General features: G+C 69.8%; 26 protein-coding genes. 16 read left to right on the top strand and 10 right to left on the bottom strand.

Annotated features, from left to right (window positions below):
* Nucleotides 1-48 precede the first annotated feature (48 nt).
* Entirely contained in the window at nucleotides 49-777 is a 729-nt protein-coding gene (locus AAFN86_RS05235; protein ID WP_347542170.1) for a thioesterase domain-containing protein, read from the top strand.
* On the opposite strand, the gene ccmI is transcribed toward AAFN86_RS05235, so the two are convergent.
* The 7 genes from ccmI to AAFN86_RS05200 all read right to left on the bottom strand — a co-directional run bounded on the left by ccmI (nucleotide 761) and on the right by AAFN86_RS05200 (nucleotide 6733).
* Nucleotides 761-1561 (bottom strand): c-type cytochrome biogenesis protein CcmI, encoded by an 801-nt coding sequence (ccmI, locus tag AAFN86_RS05230; RefSeq protein ID WP_347542169.1) that lies wholly within the window; start codon nucleotides 1559-1561, stop codon nucleotides 761-763. The genes AAFN86_RS05235 and ccmI overlap by 17 nt on opposite strands.
* Complete coding sequence (locus tag AAFN86_RS05225) at nucleotides 1558-2031, bottom strand: cytochrome c-type biogenesis protein (protein ID WP_347542168.1); 474 nt, start codon at nucleotides 2029-2031, stop codon at nucleotides 1558-1560. Before AAFN86_RS05225 ends, ccmI begins: the two co-directional genes overlap by 4 nt.
* A 467-nt stretch (nucleotides 2032-2498) precedes the next feature.
* Complete coding sequence (locus tag AAFN86_RS05220; protein WP_347542167.1) at nucleotides 2499-3077, bottom strand: DsbE family thiol:disulfide interchange protein; 579 nt, start codon at nucleotides 3075-3077, stop codon at nucleotides 2499-2501.
* Complete coding sequence (locus AAFN86_RS05215) at nucleotides 3074-5032, bottom strand: heme lyase CcmF/NrfE family subunit (protein ID WP_347542166.1); 1959 nt, start codon at nucleotides 5030-5032, stop codon at nucleotides 3074-3076. The genes AAFN86_RS05220 and AAFN86_RS05215 overlap by 4 nt, the downstream gene beginning before the upstream one ends.
* A gap of 178 nt (nucleotides 5033-5210) precedes the next feature.
* Entirely contained in the window at nucleotides 5211-5720 is a 510-nt protein-coding gene (gene ccmE, locus AAFN86_RS05210; protein ID WP_347542165.1) for a cytochrome c maturation protein CcmE, read from the bottom strand.
* Nucleotides 5721-5804: 84 nt separating this feature from the next.
* A complete protein-coding gene (gene ccmD / locus AAFN86_RS05205; RefSeq protein WP_347542164.1) occupies nucleotides 5805-5948 on the bottom strand; it encodes a heme exporter protein CcmD in 144 nt (47 codons plus the stop codon).
* Nucleotides 5945-6733: a heme ABC transporter permease gene (locus AAFN86_RS05200; protein ID WP_347542163.1), complete on the bottom strand. Its 789-nt coding sequence runs from the start codon at nucleotides 6731-6733 to the stop codon at nucleotides 5945-5947. Before AAFN86_RS05200 ends, ccmD begins: the two co-directional genes overlap by 4 nt.
* Nucleotides 6734-6918: 185 nt before the next feature.
* Here AAFN86_RS05200 and AAFN86_RS05195 point away from each other — a divergent pair, with 185 nt between their 5' ends.
* From AAFN86_RS05195 to AAFN86_RS05165, 7 genes are all read left to right on the top strand, one after another.
* Nucleotides 6919-7212, top strand: coding sequence for a YciI family protein (locus AAFN86_RS05195; protein WP_347542162.1), 294 nt, complete (start codon nucleotides 6919-6921; stop codon nucleotides 7210-7212).
* A 153-nt stretch (nucleotides 7213-7365) separates the two neighbouring features.
* Entirely contained in the window at nucleotides 7366-7785 is a 420-nt protein-coding gene (locus AAFN86_RS05190; RefSeq protein WP_347542161.1) for an EVE domain-containing protein, read from the top strand.
* Nucleotides 7782-8138 carry a Rieske 2Fe-2S domain-containing protein gene (locus tag AAFN86_RS05185; protein ID WP_347542160.1) on the top strand — a complete coding sequence of 119 codons (357 nt, stop codon included), beginning with the start codon at nucleotides 7782-7784 and terminating at the stop codon, nucleotides 8136-8138. Before AAFN86_RS05190 ends, AAFN86_RS05185 begins: the two co-directional genes overlap by 4 nt.
* 155 nt (nucleotides 8139-8293) lie before the next feature.
* On the top strand, nucleotides 8294-8668 hold the full coding sequence (locus AAFN86_RS05180) for a hypothetical protein (RefSeq protein ID WP_347542159.1): 375 nt from the start codon (nucleotides 8294-8296) through the stop codon (nucleotides 8666-8668).
* Between the two features lie 173 nt (nucleotides 8669-8841).
* Entirely contained in the window at nucleotides 8842-10773 is a 1932-nt protein-coding gene (gene acs / locus AAFN86_RS05175) for an acetate--CoA ligase (RefSeq protein WP_347542157.1), read from the top strand.
* 10 nt (nucleotides 10774-10783) lie between these two features.
* Nucleotides 10784-11143 carry a hypothetical protein gene (locus tag AAFN86_RS05170; protein ID WP_347542156.1) on the top strand — a complete coding sequence of 120 codons (360 nt, stop codon included), beginning with the start codon at nucleotides 10784-10786 and terminating at the stop codon, nucleotides 11141-11143.
* A gap of 278 nt (nucleotides 11144-11421) precedes the next feature.
* Nucleotides 11422-12549 carry a linear amide C-N hydrolase gene (locus tag AAFN86_RS05165; RefSeq protein ID WP_347542155.1) on the top strand — a complete coding sequence of 376 codons (1128 nt, stop codon included), beginning with the start codon at nucleotides 11422-11424 and terminating at the stop codon, nucleotides 12547-12549.
* A gap of 397 nt (nucleotides 12550-12946) precedes the next feature.
* Here AAFN86_RS05165 and AAFN86_RS05160 read toward each other — a convergent pair whose 3' ends face one another.
* Nucleotides 12947-14446, bottom strand: a complete 1500-nt coding sequence (locus AAFN86_RS05160) for an NAD(P)/FAD-dependent oxidoreductase (RefSeq protein WP_347542154.1) — start codon at nucleotides 14444-14446, stop codon at nucleotides 12947-12949.
* Nucleotides 14447-14555: 109 nt separating this feature from the next.
* On the opposite strand from AAFN86_RS05160, the gene AAFN86_RS05155 reads away from it, so the two are divergent.
* Nucleotides 14556-15749 carry an MFS transporter gene (locus tag AAFN86_RS05155; RefSeq protein ID WP_347542153.1) on the top strand — a complete coding sequence of 398 codons (1194 nt, stop codon included), beginning with the start codon at nucleotides 14556-14558 and terminating at the stop codon, nucleotides 15747-15749.
* Nucleotides 15750-16235: 486 nt separating this feature from the next.
* Here AAFN86_RS05155 and AAFN86_RS05150 read toward each other — a convergent pair whose 3' ends face one another.
* Nucleotides 16236-17942, bottom strand: a complete 1707-nt coding sequence (locus AAFN86_RS05150; RefSeq protein WP_347542152.1) for a stimulus-sensing domain-containing protein — start codon at nucleotides 17940-17942, stop codon at nucleotides 16236-16238.
* Nucleotides 17943-18002: 60 nt separating this feature from the next.
* On the bottom strand, nucleotides 18003-18704 hold the full coding sequence (locus AAFN86_RS05145; RefSeq protein ID WP_347542151.1) for a response regulator transcription factor: 702 nt from the start codon (nucleotides 18702-18704) through the stop codon (nucleotides 18003-18005).
* A gap of 103 nt (nucleotides 18705-18807) precedes the next feature.
* Between AAFN86_RS05145 and AAFN86_RS05140 the strand changes: the two genes are divergently transcribed.
* From AAFN86_RS05140 to pyrF, 7 genes are all read left to right on the top strand, one after another.
* Nucleotides 18808-19536 carry a DUF2470 domain-containing protein gene (locus AAFN86_RS05140; protein ID WP_347542150.1) on the top strand — a complete coding sequence of 243 codons (729 nt, stop codon included), beginning with the start codon at nucleotides 18808-18810 and terminating at the stop codon, nucleotides 19534-19536.
* 92 nt (nucleotides 19537-19628) lie between these two features.
* Nucleotides 19629-21224, top strand: a complete 1596-nt coding sequence (locus AAFN86_RS05135; protein WP_347542149.1) for a phosphoenolpyruvate carboxykinase — start codon at nucleotides 19629-19631, stop codon at nucleotides 21222-21224.
* A gap of 596 nt (nucleotides 21225-21820) precedes the next feature.
* Nucleotides 21821-23533, top strand: a complete 1713-nt coding sequence (gene rpsA / locus AAFN86_RS05130) for a 30S ribosomal protein S1 (protein WP_347542148.1) — start codon at nucleotides 21821-21823, stop codon at nucleotides 23531-23533.
* Nucleotides 23534-23975: 442 nt separating this feature from the next.
* Nucleotides 23976-24890 (top strand): signal peptide peptidase SppA, encoded by a 915-nt coding sequence (gene sppA / locus AAFN86_RS05125; RefSeq protein ID WP_347542147.1) that lies wholly within the window; start codon nucleotides 23976-23978, stop codon nucleotides 24888-24890.
* A 46-nt stretch (nucleotides 24891-24936) separates the two neighbouring features.
* Nucleotides 24937-25257: an integration host factor subunit beta gene (ihfB, locus tag AAFN86_RS05120; protein ID WP_347542146.1), complete on the top strand. Its 321-nt coding sequence runs from the start codon at nucleotides 24937-24939 to the stop codon at nucleotides 25255-25257.
* Between the two features lie 189 nt (nucleotides 25258-25446).
* Nucleotides 25447-25761 (top strand): lipopolysaccharide assembly protein LapA domain-containing protein, encoded by a 315-nt coding sequence (locus AAFN86_RS05115; RefSeq protein ID WP_347542145.1) that lies wholly within the window; start codon nucleotides 25447-25449, stop codon nucleotides 25759-25761.
* Nucleotides 25758-26471 carry an orotidine-5'-phosphate decarboxylase gene (pyrF, locus tag AAFN86_RS05110; RefSeq protein WP_347542144.1) on the top strand — a complete coding sequence of 238 codons (714 nt, stop codon included), beginning with the start codon at nucleotides 25758-25760 and terminating at the stop codon, nucleotides 26469-26471. The genes AAFN86_RS05115 and pyrF overlap by 4 nt, the downstream gene beginning before the upstream one ends.
* The last annotated feature ends 1 nt before the right edge of the window (nucleotide 26472 follow it).

Here is a 26472-nt window from a genome sequence, read left to right as displayed (position 1 = left end):
CCGTGATGTGCGCACAACCCCAACCCGCCTTCCTGCGTTGATGTGAAAATGCCGCCTCTGACACCCCGCGCCCACCTGCCGCGCCGCGCCGCGCTGGCCGCCCTCGCCTCCCTTGCCGCCTGCGGGCCGACCCGCCTCGCGCCGCTCACAGGGCCGCCGCGCGGGCGCGTCATCGTGTTGCGCGGCCTGCTGAACATGTTCTCGACAGGGATGAACTTCCTGACGGCGAAGCTGCGGCAGCGCAATTTCGACGCCAGCGTCCACAACCACATCGAATGGGATGACCTCGCCGCGGCGGTGCTGCGCGCCGACCGGGCGGGGACCCTGGTCAGGCCCTTCGCCATCATCGGCCATTCCTACGGTGCGGACGATGCCATCAAGATGGCAAATCACCTGGGTCGCCAGGGCGTCGCGACGGACCTGCTGGTGACCTTCGACCCGACGGCGGGCGACCCGGTCACCGCCGGCGTGCTGCGGGTGCTGAACCTGTATCAGGACCGCGATAGCGTCACGCGCACCCTGGTGGGCGGGCCAGGCTTCACAGGGTCTCTGGAAAACCAGCTGGTGACCGGCGAATCCCACATCTCCATCGACAAGCAGGACCACCTGCATGACCAGGTGATCGCCCGGCTCGAAGCCTTGGCCGCCGGGCGCGAGGTCCGCGCCGGGCAGCCCGTCGTGGCGCCGCCGCAGCCCCTGCTGGTCGCTCCACCCCTGCCGCCGGCGCAACCGGCGCGGCCCGCCCCGCCCGTGCCGCCCGTCAGGGCAAGGCGCTGAGCCGCCGCTCGACCAGGCCGCGCCACGGCGCATCGGGCGGCGTATCGGCCAGCAGCGCCTGCCACAATGCCCGGGCCTCGGCTGGCCGGCCGGATTCCGCCTCGACCAGCCCCGCCAGGAAGCGCAGCCGCGGATCGTTCGGCGTCTCCGCCAGGGCCCGTGTGATCCAGGGCGTCGCCTCGGCCGCCGCCCCTCGCTCGATCTCCAACTCGGCGATGTCGCCGGCGAGCGACACGTCGAACTCCGCTACCATCGCCCGGCGCCAGGCGGCGAGCGCGGCATCCGGCCGCCCCCGCCCGCGTTCGGCATTGCCAAGCAGGATCCAGCCCTGGCGCGCCTGCGGGCTGGCCGGGTCCAGCGCTTCGAGCCGCGTGCGCAGCGTCGCCAGGATCTGCTCGTCCCGCGCCATCGCCTCCGCACGCAGGGTATAGGGCGCGGAGGGCATGTCCGGCGTGCCACGCAGCAGATACAGCCCCAGCGCGGCCGCCGCGATCAGCGGCAGCAGGACCAGGAGGGCACCGGGGCCGCGCGCCGCACGCGCCTCGCTTTCCATCTGGTCGGCGGCGGCGATCAGGCGGCGCTGCACCTCGACCCGCGCGGCACGATGGCCGGCTTCGTCGAGCCGCCCGGCCTCACGGTCCCGGTCGAGTTCGAGCAATTGCGCACGATACAGCGCGATGTCGGCTTCCCGCCGCCCGCGCGCCGCCTTCGGGCGCAGCATGGCGATGGCGAGCGGCAGCAGCGCGATCAGCGCGAAACACGCCAGCAGAATCCAGATCGTCATGCGCTGTCGCCGCGCTCCAGTTCCGCCAGGCGCTGGCGTTCGGTGTCGGTCAGGGGCGCCGGTTCGATGCCTGCCGGTGCGCGCCGGCGCCGTGCGAGGATCACCAGCACACCGCCGCCGAAGGCGATGGCCGGCATGCCCCACAGCAGCGCGGTGACCGGATTGAAGGGCGGCCGCAGCAGGACGAAATCGCCGTAGCGGTCATGGACGAAATTGACCACGGCGGCATCGCTGTCGCCGGCCGAGACGCGTTCGCGCACGATGCGCCGCAGGTCGCGGGCGAGGTCGGCGTCGCTGTCCTCGATCGACTGGTTCTGACAGACCATGCAGCGCAGGTCGCGGCCAATGGCCTCGGCACGGGTTTCAAGCGCTGGGTCGGCCAGGCGGTCCTCGGGGCGGCCGGTCGCGGCGAAGGTCTGGGTCGCGATGAGGGTGAGGGCGAGCGCGAGTGCTGCGCGGCGGAGCGGCACGGTCCTCCTTGGGCGCGCGGATTGGTGGGGCGCTGCCCCTCCAATCCACCCCGCCAGGGGCCAACGGGCCCCTGGACCGCGGGGATCTGGCGCCGGGCGCGGAAGGTTGGGCAATGCTGGGTCGGACTGACGCCCGGATTCATATCCAGGGTTGGGCGAGGCCGGTTCCGCTAGCGTTGCCCCGATCCACGCGCCCGGCGCGAATGGTCCGCCTACGCTCGGCCCATGATCTTCCGGACCCCTCAACCTTGGTACCGAGGCCAGGACACGAACCACGCAAGCCGGTACGTCCTTGGCGGGGCCGAGCAGAAGCGCGGCATCGCGGCGCAAAGCGTGCGCGATCATGGAACGCCGCCGACCAACCCGGCGCCAGGTAAGGGTTTCCAAAGGCCCACCGGCCTTTGGTGGGGTGAGGTTTGGTGAGGGGCAAGGCCCCTCTCCAATGTCCGTGCCCGGGATGCCCCCCATCACGCATACCGCCGCAGCAGCGGCCGCAGGTCCTGTGCCACCAGTTCGGGCGTCATCGGCCCGGCATAGCGCCAGCGAATGATCCCCTGCCGGTCGATCAGATAGGTCTCCGGCACGCCATAGACGCCCCAGTCGATAGCCACGCGCCCCGGCTCGTCGACGCCAAGCCGGCTGAAGGGGTTGCCGTGTCGCGTCAGGAAAGCCGCAGCATCGGCCGGCTTGTCCTTGTAGTTGACGCCGAACACCGGAATGCCCTCGCGCTTCAGGCGCATCAGCTGGGGGTGCTCGACGATGCAGGGCACGCACCAGGACGCCCAGAAATTCACCAATACCGGGCCGGGGAATGGCCCGCGCAGATCGGCGGCGGACACTGTCGGCAGGCCGCTGGCCTCGAGCGGCGGCAGGGTGAAATCCGGCGCGCCGCGGCCGATGAGCACTGAGGGCACGCCGCGCGGGTTGTAGTCGCCGGTCTGCAGGCCGCGCAGCATCACCCAGAAGCCGGCGCCGGCGGCACCCGCCAGGCCGAGGGGGGCATACAGCATCCACCGCCGGCTGCGTGGCGCGGGGGCGTCGCTCATGCCGGCACCGTCGCGCCCTTGGGGGCGGGGGCGGCAACGCGCATGCGGCGGTCCGACAGGGAGAGCAGGCCGCCGAAACCCATCGCCAGCCCGCCGAACCAGATCCACGGCGCGAAGGGGTTGTGATGCAGGCGCAGCACGGCGGCGCCGGCGCGTTCCTCGCCCAGCACGGCATACAGGTCGCGCATCGCATTGGTGTGGATCGCGGCCTCGGAGGTGGTCTGGTTGTCGACGATGAAGGTGCGGCGTTCGGGATGCAGCACCGTCACCACCGCACCGTCGCGCAGCACCGTGACCGTGGCACGGCGCGCCCGGTAGTTCGGGCCTGCTTCGTCGGACAGGCCGTCCATGCGCCATTCATAGCCGGCCAGGCGCGTGCTTTGCCCGGGGTTGAGCTGCACCAGCGTATCGGTGGCCACCCCCATGCCGGCGATGCCGGCGATGGAGATGCCGAGCGCACCATGCGCGATGGCCGCGCCCCAGGCCGCGCGCGGCAGGCCGAGCGCGCGGCGCCAGGCCTGCGCCGGGCGACGAAACAGCCCGATGCGGTCGGCCACGTCCGCCGCCGCGCCGACCACCAGCCAGGTCGCCATCGCCATGCCGAGCGCGGGCCAGACCGGATAGCCGGCAAGCGCCAGGCACAGCAGCCCGATCAGCAGCGCCGCCGCCGCCGCCCACCACAGCCGTTGCAACGCCGCCCAGATGTCTCCGCGCTTCCACGGCATCATCGCGCCGATCGGCATGGCGATCACCAGCGGAATGGCGAGCGGCGCCGTCGCCGTGTTGAAGAAGGGCGGGCCCACCGAGATCTTCGCCCCGGTCAGGATGTCGGCGAACATCGGCCACAAGGTCCCGGCCAGCACCACCGCCGCGATCGAGCACAGCAGCAGGTTGTTCACCACCAGCGCGCCCTCCCGCGAGATCGGCGCGAAGATGCCGGTGGGCGTCAGCCTTGGCGCGCGCCAGGCGAACAGCGCGAATGCTCCTGCCACGTAGATCATCAGCAAGGCCAGGATGAACACGCCGCGCGTCGGGTCATTGGCGAAGGCATGCACGGAATTCAGCACGCCCGATCGCACCAGGAAGGTGCCGAGCAGGCTCATCGCGAAGGCGAGGATCGCCAGCAGCACCGACCACACCTTCAGCGTGTCGCGCTTTTCCACCACGATCGATGAATGCAGCAGCGCCGTGCCCGCCAGCCAGGGCAGCAGCGAGGCATTTTCCACCGGGTCCCAGAACCAGTAGCCGCCCCAGCCGAGTTCATAATACGCCCACCAGGACCCCATGGTGATGCCGACCGTCAGGAAGCACCACGCGCCCAGCGCCCAGGGCCGCACCCAGCGCCCCCAGGCGGCGTCGACGCGCCCTTCCAGCAGCGCGGCAATCGCAAACGCAAACGTCACGGCATAGCCGACATAGCCGAAATACAGCGTCGGCGGATGCATCGCGAGGCCGGGGTCCTGCAGCACCGGATTGAGCCCGCGCCCGTCCGCCGGCGGCGGCCACACCCGCTCGAAGGGGTTAGAGGTGACGATGATGAACAGCAGGAAGCCGGTCGCCACCCAGCCCAGCACCCCAATCACCCGCGCCTTCAACGCCGTCGGCAGGTCGCGACCGAACAGCGCCACCGCCGCGCCGCACAGCGCGAGGATGAGCACCCAGAGCACCATCGACCCTTCATGGTTGCCCCAACTGCCCGACAATTTGTAGATCAGCGGCTTCGCGGAATGAGAATTGGCCACGACGTTCACCACCGTCGTGTCGTTTACCGCGAAGGCCCACAACAGGCTGCCGAACGCCGTGCCGACCGCCAGCAAAAGGCCCAGCGCCAGGGGCGCGGCCGTCGCCATCCAACGCGCATCGCCCCGCGCCGCACCCACCACGGGCAGCACCGACTGCACGACGGCGATGATGCAGGCCAAGGCCAGCGCGAAGTGACCGAGTTCTGGGATCATGCGGGATGGTTCCGGTGGCAGCGGTTGCTGTCGAGGTCCAGGGACGGTCGCAGGACGATTGGAGGGGCGACGCCCCTCCAAGCCACCCCACCAGGGGCATTCGGGCCCCTGGACCGCGGGATTCCTGGTATCTGCGGGAAGGGGTGCCGCGTGACCGTCGGGGTCGGCGCCATGACCATCATCCCCCGCTTCGGCCGCCGCGCGGGGCGGTGTTCCAGGTCTCCGCCGGTGGGGCGGCGCCCTGGTTGGGGTTCCAATGGCCGGACCGGCGCAGGGCGTCGGCGACTTCCGGGGGCATGTAGGTTTCGTCGTGGCGGGCCAGCACTTCGGTGGCGCGGAAGCTGCCATCCGGCAGCAGGCGGCCGAGCGTGACGACGCCCTGCCCCTCGCGGAACAGGTCCGGAAGCACCCCAGCATAGGTCACGCTGATGGCGTTGGGGCCGTCGGAGACGCGGAAGGTCGCCAACGGGCGGCCGTCGCTTCCGGTGTGGCGTTCGACAGACCCGTTCTCGACCAGGCCGCCGAGGCGGAAGGCGCGGTCGCCCGAGGGGTGCCGCGCGACGACGTCGGACGGCGAGAGGAAGAACACCAGGTTGTCCTGGAAGGCGGTCAGGGTCAGCGCGGTGGCGGTTCCGAGGCCGAGGCCGGCGAGCAGCAGGACCATCAGGCGGCGCTTCTTGCGGGTCATGGATCTATGCCTCGAGGGCGGTCGCGGTCTGCGGGAGGCTGCAACTAGGACGCGTTCCCGGGCCCGGTTTTGACGCAGCGCAAGTCATGGCCGGCCCCCGCGGGGATCGAGCTGCGCCAGCATCCGCTTCGCCGCGCGGTGGCGCGCGGCGGCGCCGAAGGCAAGCGCGCCGAACACAACCAAGGTCAGCGCATAGGTGATGGTAACGTGCCACCAGTGCAGGGTCATGGCGCGGTGGCATCCTCCCGCCGGGCACGGGCCAGTTGCAACGCGCGCACGCGCCGTTCCATCACCGCCGCGCGGGTGCGCGCCAGCACGACGGCGGCGAACAGCAGGGTGAAGCCTGCCGCGCAGACCAGCAGCGGGTAAAGGATGTCCACATGCATCCCCGGCGCATTCAGGCGCGTGACCGAAGCCGGCTGGTGCAGCGTGTTCCACCAATCGACCGAGAACTTCACGATCGGCACGTTGACGATGCCGACCAGCGCCAGGATCGCACCGGCCCGCGCCCCACGGTCGGGGTCGTCGAAGGCGCGCACCAGCGCGGCGTGGCCGAGCCACAGGAAAAACAGCACCAGGACGGAGGTCAGGCGGGCATCCCATACCCACCAAGTGCCCCACATCGGCTTGCCCCACAGGCTGCCGGTGGCCAGGCACAGCGCGGTGGCGGCCGCGCCCACGGGGGAGAGTTCGCGGGCCGTGAGGTCGGCGAGCGGGTGCCGCCAGACCAGCGACATCACCGACAGGATGGCGAGGCCGCTGTATCCGCCCATCGCCAGCCAGGCCATCGGGACGTGGACATACATGATGCGGACCGTCTCGCCCTGTTGCCAGTCGGGCGGCGAGAACAGCAGCGCCCAGGCCAGCCCGACGCCGAGCACCAGAAGGGCGGCGCCCCACAGGATGGGCAGCAGCCTTCCGGTCGCCCGCAGGAAGCGTCCGGGATTGGCAAAGCGATGCAGCGACCTCCCGCCGACGGGCCGGTCGGGGGTGGCTCCGGGGGCAGCGGGCAAGGAGTGGTCCACGACGGCAAACTAGGCGATGGCGGCCATTCTTTGAAGCGGCACGGTTGGGTCCTCGTCGTAACGCCCTGTTACGCGTCACGCCAGCGGCGGCGGGCCGGGATATTGATGCGGGCGCCGGTCAGGGTTACCTCGGCGGGGCGGCATCCCTGGCGGGGCGCCCCGGGGGATGGGTGATGCTGTTTGCCGTGACCATCGAGGACAAGCCCGGCATGGCCGCCACGCGCCGCGCCGTGCGCGCCGCGCATCTCGACTGGCTGGAACAGCACCGCGCGATGCTGGCCATCGCCGGTCCGATCATGGATGCCGAGGGCCTTTCGACCGGCTCGGTCCGGGTCCTTGACGCCCCGGACCGCGAGGCGGTGCAGGCGCTGACCGACGGCGACCCCTTCGCCAAGGCCGGCTGCTTCGCCCGCGTTTCGATCAACCCCTACCGCATCGTCTACAAGGATGGGGCCTTGGCCGAATGACACGCCCCCACCCAAGGCCCGCGGCACGCGGGCCCGGAGCGCACAGCGCGACCGCGCCCAACCCGCCCGCCGCCCGCGGCGCATCAGCGCGGGGCGCGAAGGCAAGCCGGCCGGATGGCCGGCGCCCGCCGTTTGAGGGATGAAAAGAGACTCATGAACCACTGGCTGGTGAAGTCCGAGCCCGACGCATTCTCCTGGGACCAGCAGGTGGCGAATGGTGTCGAACCCTGGACCGGCGTGCGCAACCACATGGCCAAGGCCAACCTGATGGCGATGAAGAAGGGCGACCGTGCCTTCTTCTACCATTCCAACATCGGGAAGGAGATTGTCGGCGTGGTCGAGGTGGTGCGCGAGGCCTATCCCGACGCGACCGCCGAGGCAGGCAGCCCCTGGGTCTGCGTGGACCTCAAGGCGGTCGGGCCGGTGCCGAAGGCCGTGACGCTCGCCGCCATCAAGGCGGAACCGTCGCTGGAGGGGATCGCGCTGGTGCGGATGTCGCGCCTGTCGGTCATGCCGATCTCGACCGAGCACTGGAAGATCCTGGCGAAGATGGGCGGGTGGAAAGGCAAGTGACACAGGCGCCGCAGCGCGTGCTCTGCGCGCTCGAAGACATTCCCGACGGCAACTCCAAGGGCTTCCCGCCGGCGCCTGGCGCCTTCACCGGGCTGTTCGCGATCCGGCGCGGACGGCATGTCTGGGTCTATGTGAATTCCTGCCCGCATATCGGCGTGCCGCTGGACCCGGTGCCGGACCGGTTCCTCGATTCGAAGAAGCAGAACATCCTGTGTTCCACCCATGGCGCACGGTTCCGGGTGGAGGACGGGTTCTGCACGTCCGGCCCCTGCTACGGCGAATACCTGGAAGCGATCCGGGCGCATGTGGATGAGCAGGATCAGGTCCTGGTGCCGGAGGATGCGGGGCTGTAGCGGGCCGCGCCACCAATTCGCCACGCCTGCCGCCGCTTCGCCGCGATCGCCCCGAAAGGACCTTGCCGACGCCCCGCCGCGGCCGCGGCCGGGGGCTCAACTCTGTCCTGCGCCACCCGATCAACGGTGCGCCACTCGATCAAAGGACGGTCACCATGCGCAAGACGATCACCACCAGCCTGCTCGCCACCGGCCTCGTTCTCGCCGCCGTTCCCGGCTTCGCCCAGAGCGGCAGCCCGGCGGCCACCGGCGCCGCGCCCGCCCAGGCCGTGACGACCCCCGCTCCGACGCAGCACCAGACCCAGGCGCGCCCGGCCGCCACCCCGACCCAGGCCGCGCGCCCCGCCACCCCGTCCAATCCGGGCGGCAGCGCGACCGCCGGCACGCCCGCCGGCAGTGCGGCCGGTGCCGTGACGCAGCGTGCGACGACCCCCGCCGCGCCGCATGCCGGCACGACGACCACGGCGCCGCGCACCGACCAGCGCAGCCAGGCGACCCCGGCGACGCCCGCCCCGGTTCGGACGAACTGACGCCCGACGCTTCGAGACACCTCCCGACCCAGCCTTCGTCGCCCGTCCGGCCTTGCCGGGCGGGCGACTTCTTTTCGCCTGACCAAGCCGCGCGGGCGTGAATGTTGACCTGAATCAAATCGGAGCACCAAATCCCGAAGCAGAGAAGAAACCGAGGTCAGGGAGGCCAGTCCATGGCGGACGACATCATCGCAGTGAAGCCCGAAATCGCCGCCAAGGCGCGTATCGACGCGACGAAGCTCGCGGCCATGGTCGCGGCGGAAGCGCAGGACGCCGAGGCCTTCTGGCGCACCGAGATGGGCCGCGTCGCCTGGATGAAGGAACCCACGAAGATCAAGGCGGTGGACTTCACCGGCGATGTCTCGATCAAGTGGTTCTGGGATGGCGAGCTGAATGCCTCAGTCTCCTGCCTCGACCGGCATCTGGCGACGCGCGGCGACCAGGTGGCGATCATCTGGGAAGGTGACGATCCGAACAGCGATGCGAAGGTCACGTATCGGGATCTGCACAAGCGCGTCTGCAAGCTGGCCAACGCAATGCGCCGGCTGGGCGTGAAGAAGGGCGACCGCGTCTGCATCTACCTGCCGATGATCGTAGAGGCCGCCGTCGCCATGCTGGCCTGTGCGCGCGTCGGTGCGATCCATTCCATCGTCTTCGGCGGCTTCTCCCCGGACAGCTTGTCCTCGCGCATCCAGGATTCCGAATGCACGCTGCTGATCACCGCGGATGAGGGCCGGCGCGGCGGCCGCAAGGTGCCGCTGAAGTCCAATGCGGATGAGGCGCTGCTGACCTGCCCGTCGATCCGCCACGTCATCGTCGCGAAGAACACCGGCGGCGCGGTCGAGATGATGGCCGGGCGCGACCATTGGTGGGACGCCATCACATCAGGCGAAGGCGAGACCTGCGAGCCCGAGAAGATGAATGCGGAGGACCCGCTGTTCATCCTGTATACCAGCGGTTCCACCGGCAAGCCGAAGGGCGTGCTGCACACCACCGGCGGCTACATGGTGTGGGCGTCCTTCACCCATGAGAACGTCTTCGACTACCGCGACGGCGAGGTCTACTGGTGCACGGCCGATGTCGGCTGGGTCACCGGGCACACCTACATCGTCTATGGCCCGCTCGCGAACGGCGCGACCACGCTGATGTTTGAAGGCGTGCCGTCCTGGCCCGACAATGGCCGCTTCTGGCAGGTCTGCGCCAAGCACAAGGTGAACATCTTCTACACCGCGCCGACCGCGATCCGCGCCCTGATGCGCGATGGCGAGGCGCCGGTGAAGAAGCACGACCGGTCATCCATCCGCATCCTCGGCAGCGTGGGCGAACCGATCAACCCGGAAGCCTGGCTCTGGTACTACCGCGTGGTGGGCGATGAACGCTGCCCGATCGTCGATACCTGGTGGCAGACCGAGACAGGCGGCATCCTGATCAGCCCGCTGCCGGGCGCGGTCGCGCAGAAGCCGGGGTCCGCGACGCTGCCGCTGCCGGGCGTCAAGCCGGCGCTGGTGGACAATGAGGGCAACATCCTCGAAGGCGCGACCGAGGGGAACCTGGTGATCCTGGATTCCTGGCCCGGCCAGATGCGCACCATCTATGGCGACCATGCGCGCTTCGGGCAGACCTACTTCTCGACCTTCAAGGGCATGTACTTCACCGGCGACGGCGCGCGCCGCGACGCCGATGGCTATTTCTGGATCACCGGGCGCGTGGACGATGTGATCAACGTCGCCGGCCACCGCATGGGCACGGCCGAGGTCGAATCCGCCCTTGTCGCGCATCCGGCGGTGGCGGAGGCTGCCGTCGTCGGCATGCCGCACGAGATCAAGGGCCAGGGCATCTACGCCTATGTCACGCTCAAGGCCGGCGTCGAGACGACCGAGGCGCTGCGCAAGGAACTCGTCGCCTGGGTCCGCAAGGAGATCGGGCCGATCGCGACCCCCGACGCCATCCAATGGGCGCCGGGCCTGCCCAAGACACGGTCGGGCAAGATCATGCGCCGCATCCTGCGCAAGATCGCGGCGAATGAAACCGAAGGGCTGGGCGACACGTCTACCCTCGCGGATCCGGGCGTGGTGCAGGAACTGATCGACAACAAGGTGGGCTGACGGAGGCAGGATGACGGCTGCGCGGTACCGGGATGTCTATATCGGCGGGCCCGACCTGGTCGCCCCTGTGCTGCGTGGCCACATGCCGGCGATCGAGGGCGCGCCGTATCGCATCAGCCCCTTCTTCCCGCCCTGCACCGGCGACATCTTCGCCGAGGTGGTGCAGCGCATCCATGGCGGGCTGCTGACCGGCCGCCAGACCGCCGCGGCCTGCTGGTGCGCGCTGGTCTGCCCCGATGAGATCGTGGCATTGCTCGACGACGTCTATGGCGCGCCGCAGGACGATCCGCCGCCGTTGCAGGCGCTGCGTCGCTTCGTCGCCGCGCTGCCTGCCGATTGCACCTTCGCGCTCGTGGCCATGGCGTTCTGACGCCCGCCCGGCGCGATTGCGCAGCCATGGCCGATGCATGGCGTGCTGGCCGCGGCGCATCGCATGCCGGGCCAACACAAGGGCGTGCGCCGCGCCATAAGGTAGCGCTGACCGGTCATAATTCGCCTTATTGTTGATTGTTGGTGGCCCTGCCACCGGCAAACGATTTGGCCATGGTTGCGACCCCAGACTGCATCCCCGTCATGCCCTCGGTGGGGTCGCCGCCGCGTGGCCGCGCCGCATCGTCTTCGGTCGTCATCACACAAGGAACCGGATCCATGATCCTCGAACGCCGCCACCTTTTGATGCTCGGCCTCGCGGCCGCGACCACCGGTGCGGCATGGCCAGGCGCGGCCGAGGCCTGCACGGGCATCACCCTGCGCGGGGCCGATGGCTCGGTGATCTTCGGGCGCACGCTGGAATGGGGCAGCTTCGACATGATGCCGCGCATCGCGGCCGTGCCCACCGGCGCGGCGCTGAAGGCGCAGACCATGCCGGATGGGAAGCCGGGCATCGCCTGGGCCGCGCGCCACGATGCCGTCGCCATCATCGCGCTCGGCAAGGCGGTGGTGGTCGACGGGCTGAACACCGCCGGCCTGTCGGTGGGGATGTTCTATCACCCGGGCTTCGCCGTCTATTCGCCCTATGACCCCGCGCAGGCCGCGAATTCCATGGCGATAACGGACCTGGCCGGCTTCCTGCTGACGCAATGCGCCACGGTGGACGAGGCCCGCGCCGCCGTCGCGCGCATCCGCGTCGTGCCGATCGTGGAACCGGCGATCGGCTTCCCCGCCCCCGCCCACATCATCGTCACCGAGGCCTCCGGCCGCGCCATCGTCATCGAGGCGCATGAAGGCGCGCTGCGCATCTTCGACACGCCGATCGGCGTCATCACCAATGCGCCGACCTATGACTGGCACATGACCAACCTGCGCAACTACGTGAACCTGTCGGCCCGGGGCAGCGCGCCGCGCGCGGTGGACGGCATGACCCTCGCGCCGCTGGGCGAAGGCAGCGGCATGCTCGGCCTGCCGGGGGACTTCACGCCGCCGAGCCGCTTCATCCGCGCCGCCGCCTTCGCGGCCACCGCACGCCCCACCACCGGCGGCTTCGACACGGTGCAGGAAGCCTTCCGCATCCTCGACAACTTCAACGTGCCGGTGGATGCCGTGCGGGGAGATGCCGGCGCGCCGGGCGTGCCGCAGGTGCTGCTCAGCGCCACGCAGTGGACGACCGTCGTCGATCTCAGGACCCGCACGCTCTACTACCACACGCAATTTGACCGGACGGTGCGGCGGGTGGTGCTCGGTTCAATCGACTTCGCGGCGCTGGGCGGGCAGATCCCGTCGCGGCCGCTGGATGAATCGCGGGCGGAGACGATCCGCGACGTGCGGCCGCAGGGCTGACGGCGACTGGCGGGACCGAGAGGGGCCTTGCCCCTCTCGCGCTCTCCCCACCAAAGGCCTGTGGGCCTTTGGAAACCGTCACTTGGCGCGCGGCCCGACGGCCAGGACCAGGGCCCGGATTCGGTTTGGCGTCAGGCGCGACCTTCAGCGTTGCGGCGCACCCGCCCACCCGGCACCAAGTCGAGGCTCCCAAAGGCGTTGGAGCATGATTGGTTCACATTCGTTCACCCATCACACTCTAACCTATTGTTTGATCGCGTGATTCAGACCTCCGGTGCATTCGCACCTGCGGCCACCACGCTCCAAGCCTTTGGTGGGGGAGCTCCGGTGGGGGCAAGGCCCTCTCCGGTTCCGTCGCCTCCCAGACCTATCCTGCCGCCATCGGGACCGCGCCCCCTCACCGGTAAACGAACGCCGGATCCGTCAGGTCGATCGCCGGCAAGGCGTTCTTCTCCGACCAATAATCATGCGTGTGCTGCCATTCCGGCTTGTCGCCACGCCGCGGCAGCAGGTGGTTGCCGCGTGCGACGTAGCCGGAGCTGAATTCCTCTGGGTCGATCCAGGGGCCGAGGGGCATGTTGTGGTCTTCCGGCCGCAGCGCCACCTCGACGCGCCGCGCGCCGGTCTGCTCCATGTGGTTCAGCAGGCGGCAGACGACATCAGCCACCATGTCCGCGCGCAGCGTCCAGGCGGCGCGCAGGTAGCCGAACACCCAGGCCATATTCGGCACGCCGGTGAACATCATGCCGCGATAGGTGACGGTGTCACCGAAGGCCAGGGGCTTGCCGTCGATGGTGAAGTCGATGTCACCCAACACGTTCAGGTGGAAACCGGTTGCCGTCACGATGATGTCGGCATCCAGCGTCTCGCCTGATTTCAGCAACAACCCTGTCTCGGTGAATGTCTCGATTTCGTCCGTGACCACCGAGGCGCGACCGGCGGCGATGCCGCGGAACAGGTCGGCATCCGGCACGAAGGCAAGGCGCTGCTGCCAGGGCCGGTAGCGGGGCGCGAAATGCTTCGCCACGTCGTAGTCGTCGCCCAGCAGCGAACGGATCTGGCCGAGCAATTCCGTCCTCACCGTCTCCGGTTCGCTGCGGGTGCGGTCGATGAAGCGCGCCTGCTCGAACAGGATCTTCCGCCGCACGATCTCGTGGATCCATTCCTCGTTGATCTCGAGCGCGCGCAGTTCGTCGGCGATGTCGATGCCGTTGCGCCCGGTGCGGAAGAAGGTGGGCGAGCGCTGCAGCATCGTCACATGCGCGGCCGTATCGGCCATGGCCGGCACGATGGTCGCGGCCGTCGCCCCCGACCCGATCACCACCACGCGGCGGCCGGCGTAGTCGAGGTCCTCCGGCCAGGTCTGCGGATGCACGATGGTGCCGCGGAAGCGCGACATGCCCGGCCATTCGGGGGTGAAGCCTTCGTCGTGCCGGTAATAGCCCTGGCACATCCACAGGAAGTTCGCGGTGAAGCGGGCGACGGTGCCGTCCTTGCGCGCGGCTTCGATGGTCCAGAGGTTGGCCGCTGAATCCCAGCGCGCCGAACGGATGCGGTGGCCATAGCGGATGAAGCGGTCCAGGCCGTTCTCCGTGATGACCTCGCCCATGTACTTCCGGATTTCCTCGGCGGTCGCGATGGGCGGTCCGACCCAGGGCTTGAACCGGTAGCCGAAGGTGTAAAGGTCGCTGTCCGACCGGATGCCGGGATAGCGATGCGTCCGCCATGTGCCGCCGAAACCGTCCTGCGCCTCCAGCACCAGGAAGCGCCGCCCCGGGCATTGCTCCTGCAGGTGATAGGCGCCGCCGATGCCGGAAATCCCGGCGCCGACGATCAGGACGTCCACATGTTCGGCCGGCGCCGCCTCGGGCGGCGCGACGGCCAGGGTTTCGGCCATGGGTGCATTCTCCGCTTCCGCCGGAAGCCTATCGGGCTGCGCCCAGGGCGGCAAAGCATTGCGGGGGATGCGGGTTGTGGCGTGCTGCGCTGCGGCGCAGCATGGCGGCATGACACCCCCTGCGACCGACGAGGACGCGGCATCCAGCCGTGCCCGCATGAACCGCGTGCTGGCCATGTATGGCCCGGCGGTCTTCGCCGGCGCGCTCGCCACCCGTGCCACCGACCCGCTGGTGGTGGACATCGCGCACGACCTGGGCAGCACGGCGGCGCAGGTGGCGCTGCTCGGCACCGCCTACACCCTGCCCTTCGCCCTGGTGCAGCCGATCCTGGGGCCGGTCGCGGATTCCGTCGGCAAGCGACGGGTCGTGACGCTCTGCATCTGCCTGCTGGTCGTCATGCTGCTGCTGTCGGCGGTCGCGGCGTCGCTCGGCTGGCTGATGACCTTCCGGGCGCTGTCGGGAGCAGCCGCGGGCGGGATGATGCCGCTGACGCTGGCCATCATGGCCGATGCGGTGCCGCTGCGGGACCGGCAGGTGGCGCTGTCGCGCATGCTGGTGTTCGGCATTTCCGGCCAGATCGCCGGCGGGGCGATCGCCGGGCCGATCGCGGCCTTCGCCGGCTGGCGCGGCATGCTGGTGTTCTGCGCCGCCGCCGCTGTGATCGGCGCGATCACGCTGGTCGCCGCATCGCGCGGCGCGGCGAAAGAACCCATCACCCGCTACGACCCCGTCGTCGCGGCCAGGCGGTATCGCACCATCCTGTCCAATCCACAGGCCATCCCGCTGTATGCCACCGTGGCGGCCGAGGGCGGGCTGGTCTTCGGGTCCTTCCCCTTCATCGCGACGCTGATGATCGGCCGCGGCATCGGCGGCACCACGGAAGCGGGCCTGACCATTGGCGCCTTTGGGCTGGGTGGGCTGGGCTACGCCGCGCTCGCGCGATGGCTGCTGGTGCGTTTCGGCCAGGCCGGGGTCGTGCGGCTGGGGGGCGGCATTGGCTGCCTGGCGCTGGTCGGTCTCGCCATCGCCCCCGCGCTGTGGGTCGCGGTGCTGTCCGGCTTCCTGCTCGGCACGGCGTTCTACATGATCCACAACGCGATCCAGACGCGGGCGACGGAGTTGTCCCAGCAATTCCGCGGCAGCGCGGTGTCGCTGCACGCCTTTTCCTTCTTCACCGGGCAGTCGCTGGGACCGATCGCCTTCGGGTTGGGGGCGGCGACAATCGGGCTCGGGGCCTCGCTTGGTGTCGCCGCGGTGCTGCTGGCGGCGCTGTCCTGGTCGCTGGCGCGGCGGCCTGCCTGACGGGCCTGGAACAGAAGGTGATTCAGCCCGGCCGATTCGCTCGGGGTGCTGCATGCGGAATCAAAGGCTTGGTCCGAGTCGCAGGAACGAATCGCTGACAAAGTCCCCCCGAGTCGCAAAGCCGCCCGAAATCAAGCACTTGTGGGTGGTTGGCTTGACTCGGCACAACGGCGTTCGCGGTCCGTCCGCAAGGGGCCGCCGAGTCGCGCGGTACTTGGAGAGAGGCTCCGCCCCTCTCCAAACATCACACCGGCAAAGGCGCAGGACCTCTGGACCGCCGGCACCAGGCGCCCGCCGCGGCGGTCCCGCCGTGCTGAGACGCGCCCGATAGGCCCGGCCGTCTGGGAACTTCCTCCCTCAGTGCAAGATGCGACCAGCCCACACCCATCCGACCGTGGTGCCCGGCGCCAGGTGACGGTTTCCAAAGGCCCACTGGCCTTTGGCGGGGAGAGGTTCGGAGAGGGGCAGCGCCCCTTTCCGATCCCCCTACGCCGCCGGCAGCCGCACCACGAACCGCGCCCCCAGGACCTTGCCCTCCGCATCGCGCATGTTCTCCGCCGAGATCTGCCCGCGCAGCCCCTCGACGATCTGCTTGCTGATGGACAGGCCCAGCCCGGAATGCTGCCCGAAGCGTTCGCCATGCGGGCGTTCCGAATAGAAGCGCTCGAAGATGCTCTCGATCTTCTGTTCCGGGATGCCAGGCCCCTGGTCCTCGATGGCAACTTCCACCATGGCCCCGATCGGCCGCGCCTTGACCAGCACGCGGCCGCCGCGCGGGCTGAAGGACAAGGCGTTGCCCAGCAGGTTGCGGAACACCTGCACGATGCGGCCCTCGACGCCGCGCACCACCAGCGGGCCCGGCTCGGCCTCCAGCGCGACCGAGGGGTCGTCCTCCCCATTGCGCGTCGCCTCATGCAACTCGGACAGGGCCGACAGGATCGGCGCGATGTCCACCGGGGCGGAGATGGTGCGCGACAGCTCGGCATCGACGCGGGAGGAATCGCTGATATCGGCAATCAGCCGGTCCATCCGCACCGCGTCATCGGCGATGATCGCCAGCAGGCGGTTGCGGTTTTCCGGGTTCTCGATCCGGCGCAGGGTTTCCAGCGCGCTGCGCACTGAGGTCAGCGGGTTGCGCAGCTCATGCGCCACATCGGCGGCGAAGCGCTCATTGGCATCGATGCGCGCCCACAGCGCCCGGGCGGAATTCTGCAGGTCGCGCGCCAGGGTGCCGATCTCGTCATTGCGGGCCAGCAGCGGTTCCGGGACGGATTCCTCGCGCCCCTCGCCTTCGCGGATGCGCTGCGTTGCGCGCGCCAGGTCGAGCATCGGCGTGGCGATGGTGCGCGCCAGGTAGAAGGACAGCATCACTGTCAGCACCAGCGCCGTGCCAAACAGCATCAGCACCGAGGCGCGGATCTGGAACAGCCGCTCATCCACCTCCCGCGCCTCGCGCGTCAGCAGCACGATGCCGATGGGTTGCCCGCCGCGGCGCGCAGGCTCGGCGACCGAGACCAGCAAGCGGCCATCGCCTGTGCGGCGGATATAGGGCCGCACGCCGCCTTCCAAGGCGAGGCGCAATTCCTCCCGCCGGTCAGGGCCAAGGTCAGGCTGCCAGTCGAAATCCGGCGCCTCCGGCCCGACGGTGACGGCGACGCCACCGGCCTCGGTGCCGCCGCGCAGCGTGCCCGGCAGCACCGACACCAGCCGGTCATAGACCCCGGCCACCGTCGAGGTCAGGGCGCCGCGCGGTTCCGGCGGCGGCAGCGGCTCGCTGACCACCGCCCCGCCGGGGCCTTCGCGCACGCGGCTGTCGGCCACCATCAGCCCGGTATTGTCGAACAGCCGGGCCTGGGTGTTGGGGGATGGTTCCACCAGCCGGCGCAGCAGCGGGCGGGCGGCCTCGGGCACCAGGATGGCGCGGTCGCCATCGATGCGTACCGCGGCCTCGGCGATGGCGCCGGCATAGATGCGGGCCTGTGTGCGCAGCGCCTCCACTTCGGCGGCCAGCAGCCCGTTCTGGTATTGGTCGAGGTAGAGCAGTGAGGCTGCGAGCAGCGCCGGCGGCACGGCATTGACCAGCAGGATGCGGCGCAGCAGCGGAGAGAAGCGCCGCCGCGGCGCGCGCGGCGCGGCGGGCGCCGATGTCGCGGCGCCCTTGCCCTGTAGCCGCGCGGCGGCGCCATCAGGCATCGGTCGGACCCGGCTGCGCGCTCACTGCTGCATCGACCCTTTCACGACGGCACCGGCCGCTCAGGCTTCCTTGTAGCGATACCCGATGCCGTACAGCGTCTCGATCTGGTCGAAGACGTTGTCGGTCTGGCGGAACTTCTTGCGGATGCGCTTCACATGGCTGTCGATGGTGCGGTCATCGACATAGATGTTCTCGCCATAGGCGGCATCGATCAGCTGGTCGCGGTTCTTGACCATACCGGGGCGCACGGCCAGCGCCTTGACCAGCAGGAATTCCGTGACCGTCAGCTGCACCTGCTTTCCCTTCCAGACGCAGGTGTGCTTCGTCTCATCCAGCACCAGGTCGCCGCGGGCGATCACGCCGCCCGGGGGCGCGCCCGACCCTTCGGCGCGCGAAGCCTCGTTCCGCCGCAACAGGGCGCGGATGCGTTCCAGCAGCAGGCGCTGGCTGAAGGGCTTGGTGATGTAGTCGTCGGCGCCCAGGCGCAGGCCCATGAGCTCATCGACTTCCTCGTCCTTCGACGTCAGGAAGACCACCGGCATGTTGGACCGCTGGCGCAGGCGCTGCAGCAGCTCCATGCCGTCCATGCGCGGCATCTTGATGTCGAGCACGGCGAGGTCGGCCGGCTTGGACATCAGCCCCTGCAGCGCGCTTTCGCCATCGGTGAAGGTGCGGACGGTGTAGCCCTCCGCCTCCAGCGTCATCTGGACGCTGGTCAGGATGTTGCGGTCGTCGTCCACGAGGGCGATGGTCTGGGCCATATCTCTTTCCGGTGCTCGGGCAACCTTGCGCCGCGATTGCGCGGCGGCGGCTGTCACGTCAGTTTCGCGCCCGATTGTGGCATGAGCCGGGCCGGAGGAAGACATGGCATCGCAGGACGGGATTCGCGAGGCCATCGGCCTGATCCGCGGTGCGAATGCCGCGACCCTCGCCTCCTCGGCCGAGGGCCAGCCCTTCGCCAGCCTGGTCACGCCGGCCCCGGCACCTGATCTGTCGCCCCTGCTGTGGCTGTCCACCCTGTCGGCCCATACCAGGCAATTGGCCGCCGAACCGCGCTGCGCGCTGCTGTTCACCGGCACGACGGACAGCCCCAACCCGCAGACTGCACCGCGGGTGACGGTCACAGGCCTGGCGGAACCGGTGCCGGAAGCCGAGGTCGCGCCGCTCAAGGCACGCTGGCTGGCGCGCCATCCCTATGCCGCGCTCTACGCGGATTTCGCCGATTTCGGCCTGTGGCGGCTGCGCATCGGCGGCGCGCTTCATGTCGGCGGCTTCGCGCGCGCCGAACGCATCAAGGCCGGCGAATTGGCCCCGGACCCGGTTGCCGTCACCGCCATCCTGGCCGCGGAGGCCGAGATCATCGCCCATGTGAACGCCGACCACGCCAATGCCGTGGCGGCAATCGCGGAGGGGATGCTCGGCGCGGGACCCGGCGCCTGGCGGCTGGTCGCGGTCGATGTGGATGGCTGCGACATATCCGACGGTAACCAGACGGTTCGTCTTGCGTTCTTAGCGCGGTTAAGCGATTCCGATGGTGTTCGCGCGGCGCTGATCCGCGCGGCGCGGGAGGGGCGTGCGCGCCTGAACGGCTGAGATTCGGCGGTGTTCCGCCGTAATTCTGCCGTTTGGGGCGATGAAACGGCGCCGTCACCAACCGCGACGTGACCCCAGGAGAGTGGCCCCGCATGTTGTCCAAGAACCCCGCCGTTGCCGGCACCGGCGTCTCCCCGAGCGGCGAGGTCCATGCGAACCTGACCGCGCCGGCCCTGGTGGCCCAGGCGCTACGCCGGGGCGAGGGCCGGCTGTCCGCCGATGGCGCCTTCATCGCCGTGACCGGGCAGCACACAGGCCGTTCGGTGCAGGACAAGTTCGTGGTCGATGAGCCCGAGACGCGCGACGCCGTCTGGTGGGGCAAGATCAACCAGAAGCTGCCGGCCGATCAGTTCGCCGGGCTGGTCGCCAAGGTGCGCGCCTATCTCGGCCAGAAGGCGGAGCTGTTCACCCAGGACCTGCACGCCGGCGCCGACACCGCGCACCGGATCCGCGTCCGGCTGGTCACCACCAATGCCTGGCATGCGCTGTTCGCGCGCAACATGTTCATCCGCCCGGAAAAGGATGCGCTGGACGGGTTCGCGCCCGACTGGACCATCCTGCACGCCCCGGAATTCGAGGCCGATCCCGGCACCGATGGCTGCCGCACCGGCACCGTCATCGCCCTGTCGCTGGCGACGCGCACCATCCTCATCGCCGGCACCTCCTATGCCGGCGAGGTGAAGAAAAGCATCTTCACCGTGATGAACTGGCTGCTGCCGGCGCGCGACGTGCTGCCGATGCATTGCAGCGCCAATGTCGGGCGCGATGGCGACGTCGCCCTGTTCTTCGGCCTGTCGGGCACCGGCAAGACCACGCTGTCGTCGGACCCCGAGCGCGCGCTGATCGGCGATGACGAGCACGGCTGGTCGGATACCGGCGTCTTCAACTTCGAAGGCGGCTGCTACGCCAAGGTCATAAAGCTGTCGCAGGACGCCGAGCCGCAGATCTGGGCCGCGACCCACCGCTTCGGCACGGTACTGGAAAACGTCGTCGCCGATGCCGATGGCGTGGTCGACCTGGATGACGGGTCGCTGACCGAGAACACCCGGTCCTGCTACCCGATCCACTACATCCCGAACACGGTGGAACGCGGCACCGCCGGCCTGCCGAAGAACGTCGTGATGCTGACGGCGGATGCCTTCGGCGTGCTGCCGCCGATCTCCAAGCTGTCGGCCGCGCAGGCGATGTACCACTTCCTGTCCGGCTACACCGCGCGCGTCGCGGGCACGGAAAAAGGCCTGGGGAAGGAACCGCAGGCGACCTTCTCCACCTGCTTCGGCGCGCCCTTCCTGCCCCGCCATCCGGAAGTCTATGGCCGCATGCTGGCCGACCTGATCGCGAAGCACGGCGCGGATTGCTGGCTGGTCAACACCGGCTGGTCGGGCGGCGCCTACGGCACCGGGTCGCGCATGTCGATCAAGGTGACGCGCGCGTTGCTGCGCGCCGCACTCGATGGCTCGCTCGCCAAGGTCGAATTCGTCCGCGACCCGTTCTTCGGGTTGATGATGCCCAAGGCCGTGCCGGGCATCCCGTCCGAGGTGCTGAACCCACGCGAGGCCTGGGCCGACAAGGCGGCATACGACCGCACCGCGGCGAACCTGGTCGGGCTGTTCGAGAAGAACTTCACGACCTTCGCCGGCGCGGTCGGCGACGACGTGAAGGCGGCGGCGATCCGCGCGGCGGCCTGACGCGTCGCAACGGGCCTGCGTGACGATCGGAGGAACCTTGTGCCCCTCCAAGCCGCCCCACCAAAGGCCAGTGGGCCTTTGGAAGCCCGGCCATCGGCACCGCGCCCGGCTGCCGACATGGGCGCCGAGGCGCGACTGGGTGCGCGGGGGCGCCCGGAAACAGCATCGCCCAGGCAGGGCATCGCGACGGATGCGGGTGCACGTCAACCTGGAATGTTCCGCTGGTCGTGCCCCGCGGTGCATTCCCCGAAAAGCCTGACTGCCCCGCACGGCCAGGTGACGGTGTCCGGAGGCCCCGGGCCTTTGGCGGTGTGAGGTTCGGAGGGGCAGAACCTGTCCAATGGCCCGGCCTGCACCGGCTTCTTCTTGACTCTTTTCCTGCCCGAGATTAAGCGCCCCTGTCTTTCACGTTTCGGAAGATATTGCCTCGCTTGCGGGGCCGGAACCCGGGCGGACCGTTACGCGCCCATCCATCGGATCCGTGTTCGCAGCCGCATCAGGCGCGCCGGGTCACGTCGTTCCCGCTTCTGGCGGGCGCGCAGGCCGCATCTCCCCACCGCAAGGCGGTGGGCCGATACCGGAAAGCAAACATCTGCATGGCCACCATTACCGCCGACCGCGTGGGTAGCGAGGATTTCGCCGCCCTTCTCGACGAGACCCTTGGTGCCGACACCGGCTTCGCCGGCTCCGTTGTCACCGGCAAGGTCATCCGCGTGGATGACGATGTCGCGGTCGTCGATGTCGGCCTGAAGAGCGAGGGGCGCGTGCCCCTCAAGGAATTCGCTGCCCCGGGCATGAAGCCCGAGGTGAAGCCCGGCGACCTGATCGAGCTGTTCGTCGAGCGCTACGAGGACCGGGACGGCACCATCGTCCTGTCCCGTGAAAAGGCCCGCCGCGAGGAGGCCTGGACCAACCTGGAGAAGTCCTTCACCGCCAACCAGCGCGTGAACGGCGTGATCTTCGGCCGCGTGAAGGGCGGCTTCACCGTCGATCTCGGCGGTGCGGTGGCCTTCCTCCCCGGCTCGCAGGTCGATATCCGCCCGGTGCGCGATGTCGGCCCGCTGATGGGTTCGCCCCAGCCCTTCCAGATCCTCAAGATGGACCGCGCCCGCGGCAACATCGTGGTGTCGCGTCGCGCGGTGCTGGAGGAAACCCGTGCGGAGCAGCGCAGCGAGCTGATCCAGGGCCTCAAGGAAGGCATGATCCTGGACGGCGTGGTGAAGAACATCACCGATTACGGCGCCTTCGTGGACCTGGGCGGCGTGGACGGCCTGCTGCACGTCACCGACATCGCCTGGCGCCGCATCAACCACCCCTCCGAGGCCCTGACCATCGGCCAGCCGGTGAAGGTGCAGGTCATCCGCTTCAACTCCGAGACGCAGCGCATCAGCCTCGGCATGAAGCAGCTGATGTCCGACCCGTGGGACGGCGTGGCGCTGAAGTACCCGGTCAACGCGAAGTTCGCCGGCCGCGTCACCAACATCACCGACTACGGCGCCTTCGTGGAGCTGGAGCCGGGCGTCGAGGGCCTCGTCCATGTGAGCGAGATGTCCTGGACGAAGAAGAACGTCCATCCCGGCAAGATCGTCGCGACCTCCGAGCAGGTGGACGTCATGATCCTCGATGTGGACGAGCCGAAGCGCCGCATCTCGCTCGGCCTGAAGCAGGCCCAGGGCAACCCCTGGGAGCTGTTCCTCGAAGCCCATCCGCCGGGCTCGATCATCGAGGGCGAGATCCGCAACATCACCGAGTTCGGCCTGTTCATCGGCGTCGGCCCGGACGTGGACGGCATGGTCCACATGTCCGACCTGTCCTGGGAAGAAGCCGGCGAAGCCGCGATGCAGGCCTACACCAAGGGCACGGTCATCAAGGCGAAGGTGCTCGACGTCGATGTGGAGAAGGAACGCATCTCCCTCGGCATCAAGCAGCTTGAGGCCGACCCGGCCGCCGAGGTGCTCGATCGCGTCCGCAAGGGCGACATCGTCACCTGCGTGGTGACGAAGGTCGAGGCGAACGGCATCGAGGTGAAGGTCGAGGACGTGCTGACCGGCTTCATCCGGCGCGCCGAACTCGCCCGCGACCGCGGTGACCAGAAGCCGGAGAAGTTCGCCATCGGCGAGAAGGTCGATGCGCGCGTGACTGCCGTCGACCGTGCCGCCCGTCGCCTGGCCCTGACCATCAAGGGCAAGGAGATCGAGGAGGAGCGCGAGGCGATGAAGGAATACGGTTCCGCCGACAGCGGTGCCTCCCTCGGCGACATCCTGGGTGCGGCGATCCGTCGCCGCCGCGAGATGGCCGGCGAGGAGTAAGACCAGCCCCGCACCTGCGGGTAGGTTCGGGAACCCCCGGGGCTGGAAGGCCTCGGGGGTTTTTCGTTGTCCGCTGACTGGCGTGATGTCCCATCGGTGCGCAGGTGTGGCGCGGTTGATGGGTGAAGGGCTCTCCAGGCCTCACCCCGCCGGGATGGCGGTACCCCCCGCCGCCGGAACCTGGTGCCGGCCAAGCCGATGCGATGGGGCGCGCCTCGGCTACGGCTCATCCTTCGTCCCCGCGCGATTCCCGCCCTCCCCATCCCGCATTCCCAGGCGCTGCCCGGGAGCCGGAGACCTTCGAAAGCCGCCACGCCCCCGACCCGGCGCCAAAGGATCGCGGTCCAGGAGGCCGTTGCCTCCTGGCGGGGAGGTCTGGAGGGGCAGCGCCCCTCCGGCCTGGCCCTTGTCCGCGCTTCGCCGCATCGCCATTGAGGGTCTCATGTCCCTCGAACCCGACCTCCTCGCCGATCGTCGCCGCCTGCGCCGCCGACTGACCATGTGGCGGGGCCTGGCCTTGCTGGCGGTGTTCGGCGCCATCGCCTTCGTTGCCGCCTCACGCGGGCAGGATGGCCTGCCGGGCGCGGCGCATGTGCTGCGGCTGCCCGTGTCCGGCATGATCACCGAGGACCGCCGCATCCTGCAGGCGCTGGATCGCGCCGCGACAGATGACGGCGTGCGGGCCGTCATCGTCGCCATCGACAGCCCCGGCGGCACCATGGCCGGCGGGGAATCCCTGCATGCCGCGCTGGCACGCATCGCCGAGCGCAAGCCGGTCGTCGCCGTGATGGGCGCCACTGCGGCCTCGGCCGGCTACATGGTGGCCTTGCCGGCGCAGCGCATCTTCGCCCGCGATTCGACCGTCACCGGGTCGATCGGCGTGCTGTTGCAGAGTTTCGAAGTGTCCGGGCTGATGGAACGGCTGGGCGTCAGCCCGCAGGTCATCGCCTCGGGCCCGCTCAAGGACCAGCCGAGCCTGTTTCGCCCCCTGACCGAAGAAGGCCGTGCCGCGCTCGACCGCGTGATCGGCGACCTCTATGCGCAATTCGTCGCGATGGTCGCGGCCGGGCGGCACATGCCGCCCGACCAGGTGCGTCCGCTCGCCGACGGGCGTGTCTTCACCGGCCGCCAGGCGCTCGCAGCCGGGCTGGTGGATGCGATCGGCGGGGAGCGTGAGGCGCGCGCCTGGCTCGCCGCCGAGCGGCAAGTGCCGGAGGCGCTGCCGCTGCGCGACATCGAGACACGCGGCCGGGCCGAGCGGCTGCTGTCCTCGGTGACCGAATCGATGATGAAAAGCCTTTTTTCGGAATGGCTTGGCGTTGACGCACCCCGCGCCCTTTGGCAGCCTTCGCGCTGAACCGACGGGGGCGCCACGGACTCGGCGCGCAATGGGAAGGCCAGGGATGACGAAATCCGAGCTGATTGCGCATCTCTCCGGCGCCAACCCGCATCTGCGGCTGCCGGATGTCGAACTGATCGTCGCCACCATCTTCACCGAGATCACCGCAGCGCTGTCGCGCGGGGACCGGGTCGAACTGCGCGGCTTCGGCGCCTTTTCCACCAAGACGCGGGACCCGCGCACCGGACGCAACCCGCGCACCGGGGAATCGGTGGCCGTCACCGCGAAATCCGTGCCGTATTTCAAGCCCGGCAAGGAATTGCGGGAACGGATCAACAAGCCGGCGGCGCCGCGCGCGCCCGCGCGGGCCAGCTCGGCGGCCTGACCCCGGGTCTCGCTTTTCACATACCCTCGAGGCTGGACGGTCCGCGAGCACGGGCGCCGCGCGTACCCGCCGTGTTGAGTCCCGCAGCGTGATGCCGGACCGCCGGCCGGCCGCAACGGTGGCCGGGGCGCCGGCATGGCGCGGCAACGCGGCGTGGCCATGGACCGGACCACGCGGTAAGAAGGCGCCATGATGCGCTGGATCATCTTCATCCCCTTCGCCGCGGTCGTGGTGTTGTTCGCGCTGTCCAACCGGCAGCCGGTGGACCTGCGGCTGTGGCCCTTCGACCTGGTCTGGCAGGCGCCGCTATCGGTCGCGGTGCTCGCGGCCGCGGCGGTGGCGTTCCTGATCGGGGCGGGCATCGTCTGGGTGTCGGGCATGCCGCAGCGCAGCCGGGCGCGTGCGTCCATCCGCCGTGCGGAGGGGCTGCAGCGGGAAGTGGACACGGCCCGCGCACGCGAACGCGCTGCCGCCGCCGACCGGCTGGCGGGGCCAACCGCATGATCGCGCGGCCGACGGGCGGCGCGGCGCGGATCATCCCGGCGCTGGATACGGGTGACTTGGCACGGGCCGGGGCACTGGCGGCGTCGCTCGCGCCGCATTGTGGGCTGCTGAAGGTAGGGCTGGAGCTGTTCTGCGCCGCCGGCGGACCGGCGGTGACCGCGACGGCGCGTCACCGCCCGGTCTTCCTGGATGTGAAGCTGCACGACATCCCGAACACGGTGGCCGGTGCGCTGCGGTCGCTGCTGCCGCTGAAGCCGGCCATGGTGACGCTGCATGCCGGAGGCGGCCCGGCGATGATCGCCGCCGCGCGGGCGGCGGCGGAGAAGGCCGGCGCCGACCGACCCATCCTGCTGGCTGTCACCGTGCTGACCAGCATGGACGCGGCGGCGCTCGCCGCGACCGGCGTGGCCGACAGCCCGGCCGACCAGGTGCTGCGCCTGGCCCGCATGGCCATCGCCGCCGGCGCCGATGGCCTGGTGTGCAGCCCCCATGAGGCGGCGATGCTGCGCGCCGATCTCGGCCCCGGCCCCGTGCTGGTGGTGCCCGGCGTACGCCCGCCCGGCAGCGATGCCGGGGACCAGGCGCGCACCGCCACCCCGGCCGAGGCGGTCGCCGCCGGCGCCGACTGGATCGTGGTGGGGCGGCCCATCACCGGCGCGCCCGACCCGGCCGCCGCCGCCGCCGCCATCGCCGCATCCCTGCCCGGCTGAC

It is taken from the genome of Roseomonas sp. CAU 1739, from assembly GCF_039839775.1.
Classification (GTDB): domain Bacteria; phylum Pseudomonadota; class Alphaproteobacteria; order Acetobacterales; family Acetobacteraceae; genus Neoroseomonas.
The sequence above is the reverse complement of the archived record's forward strand: the minus strand, read 5'-3'. Positions and strand labels throughout refer to the sequence as shown.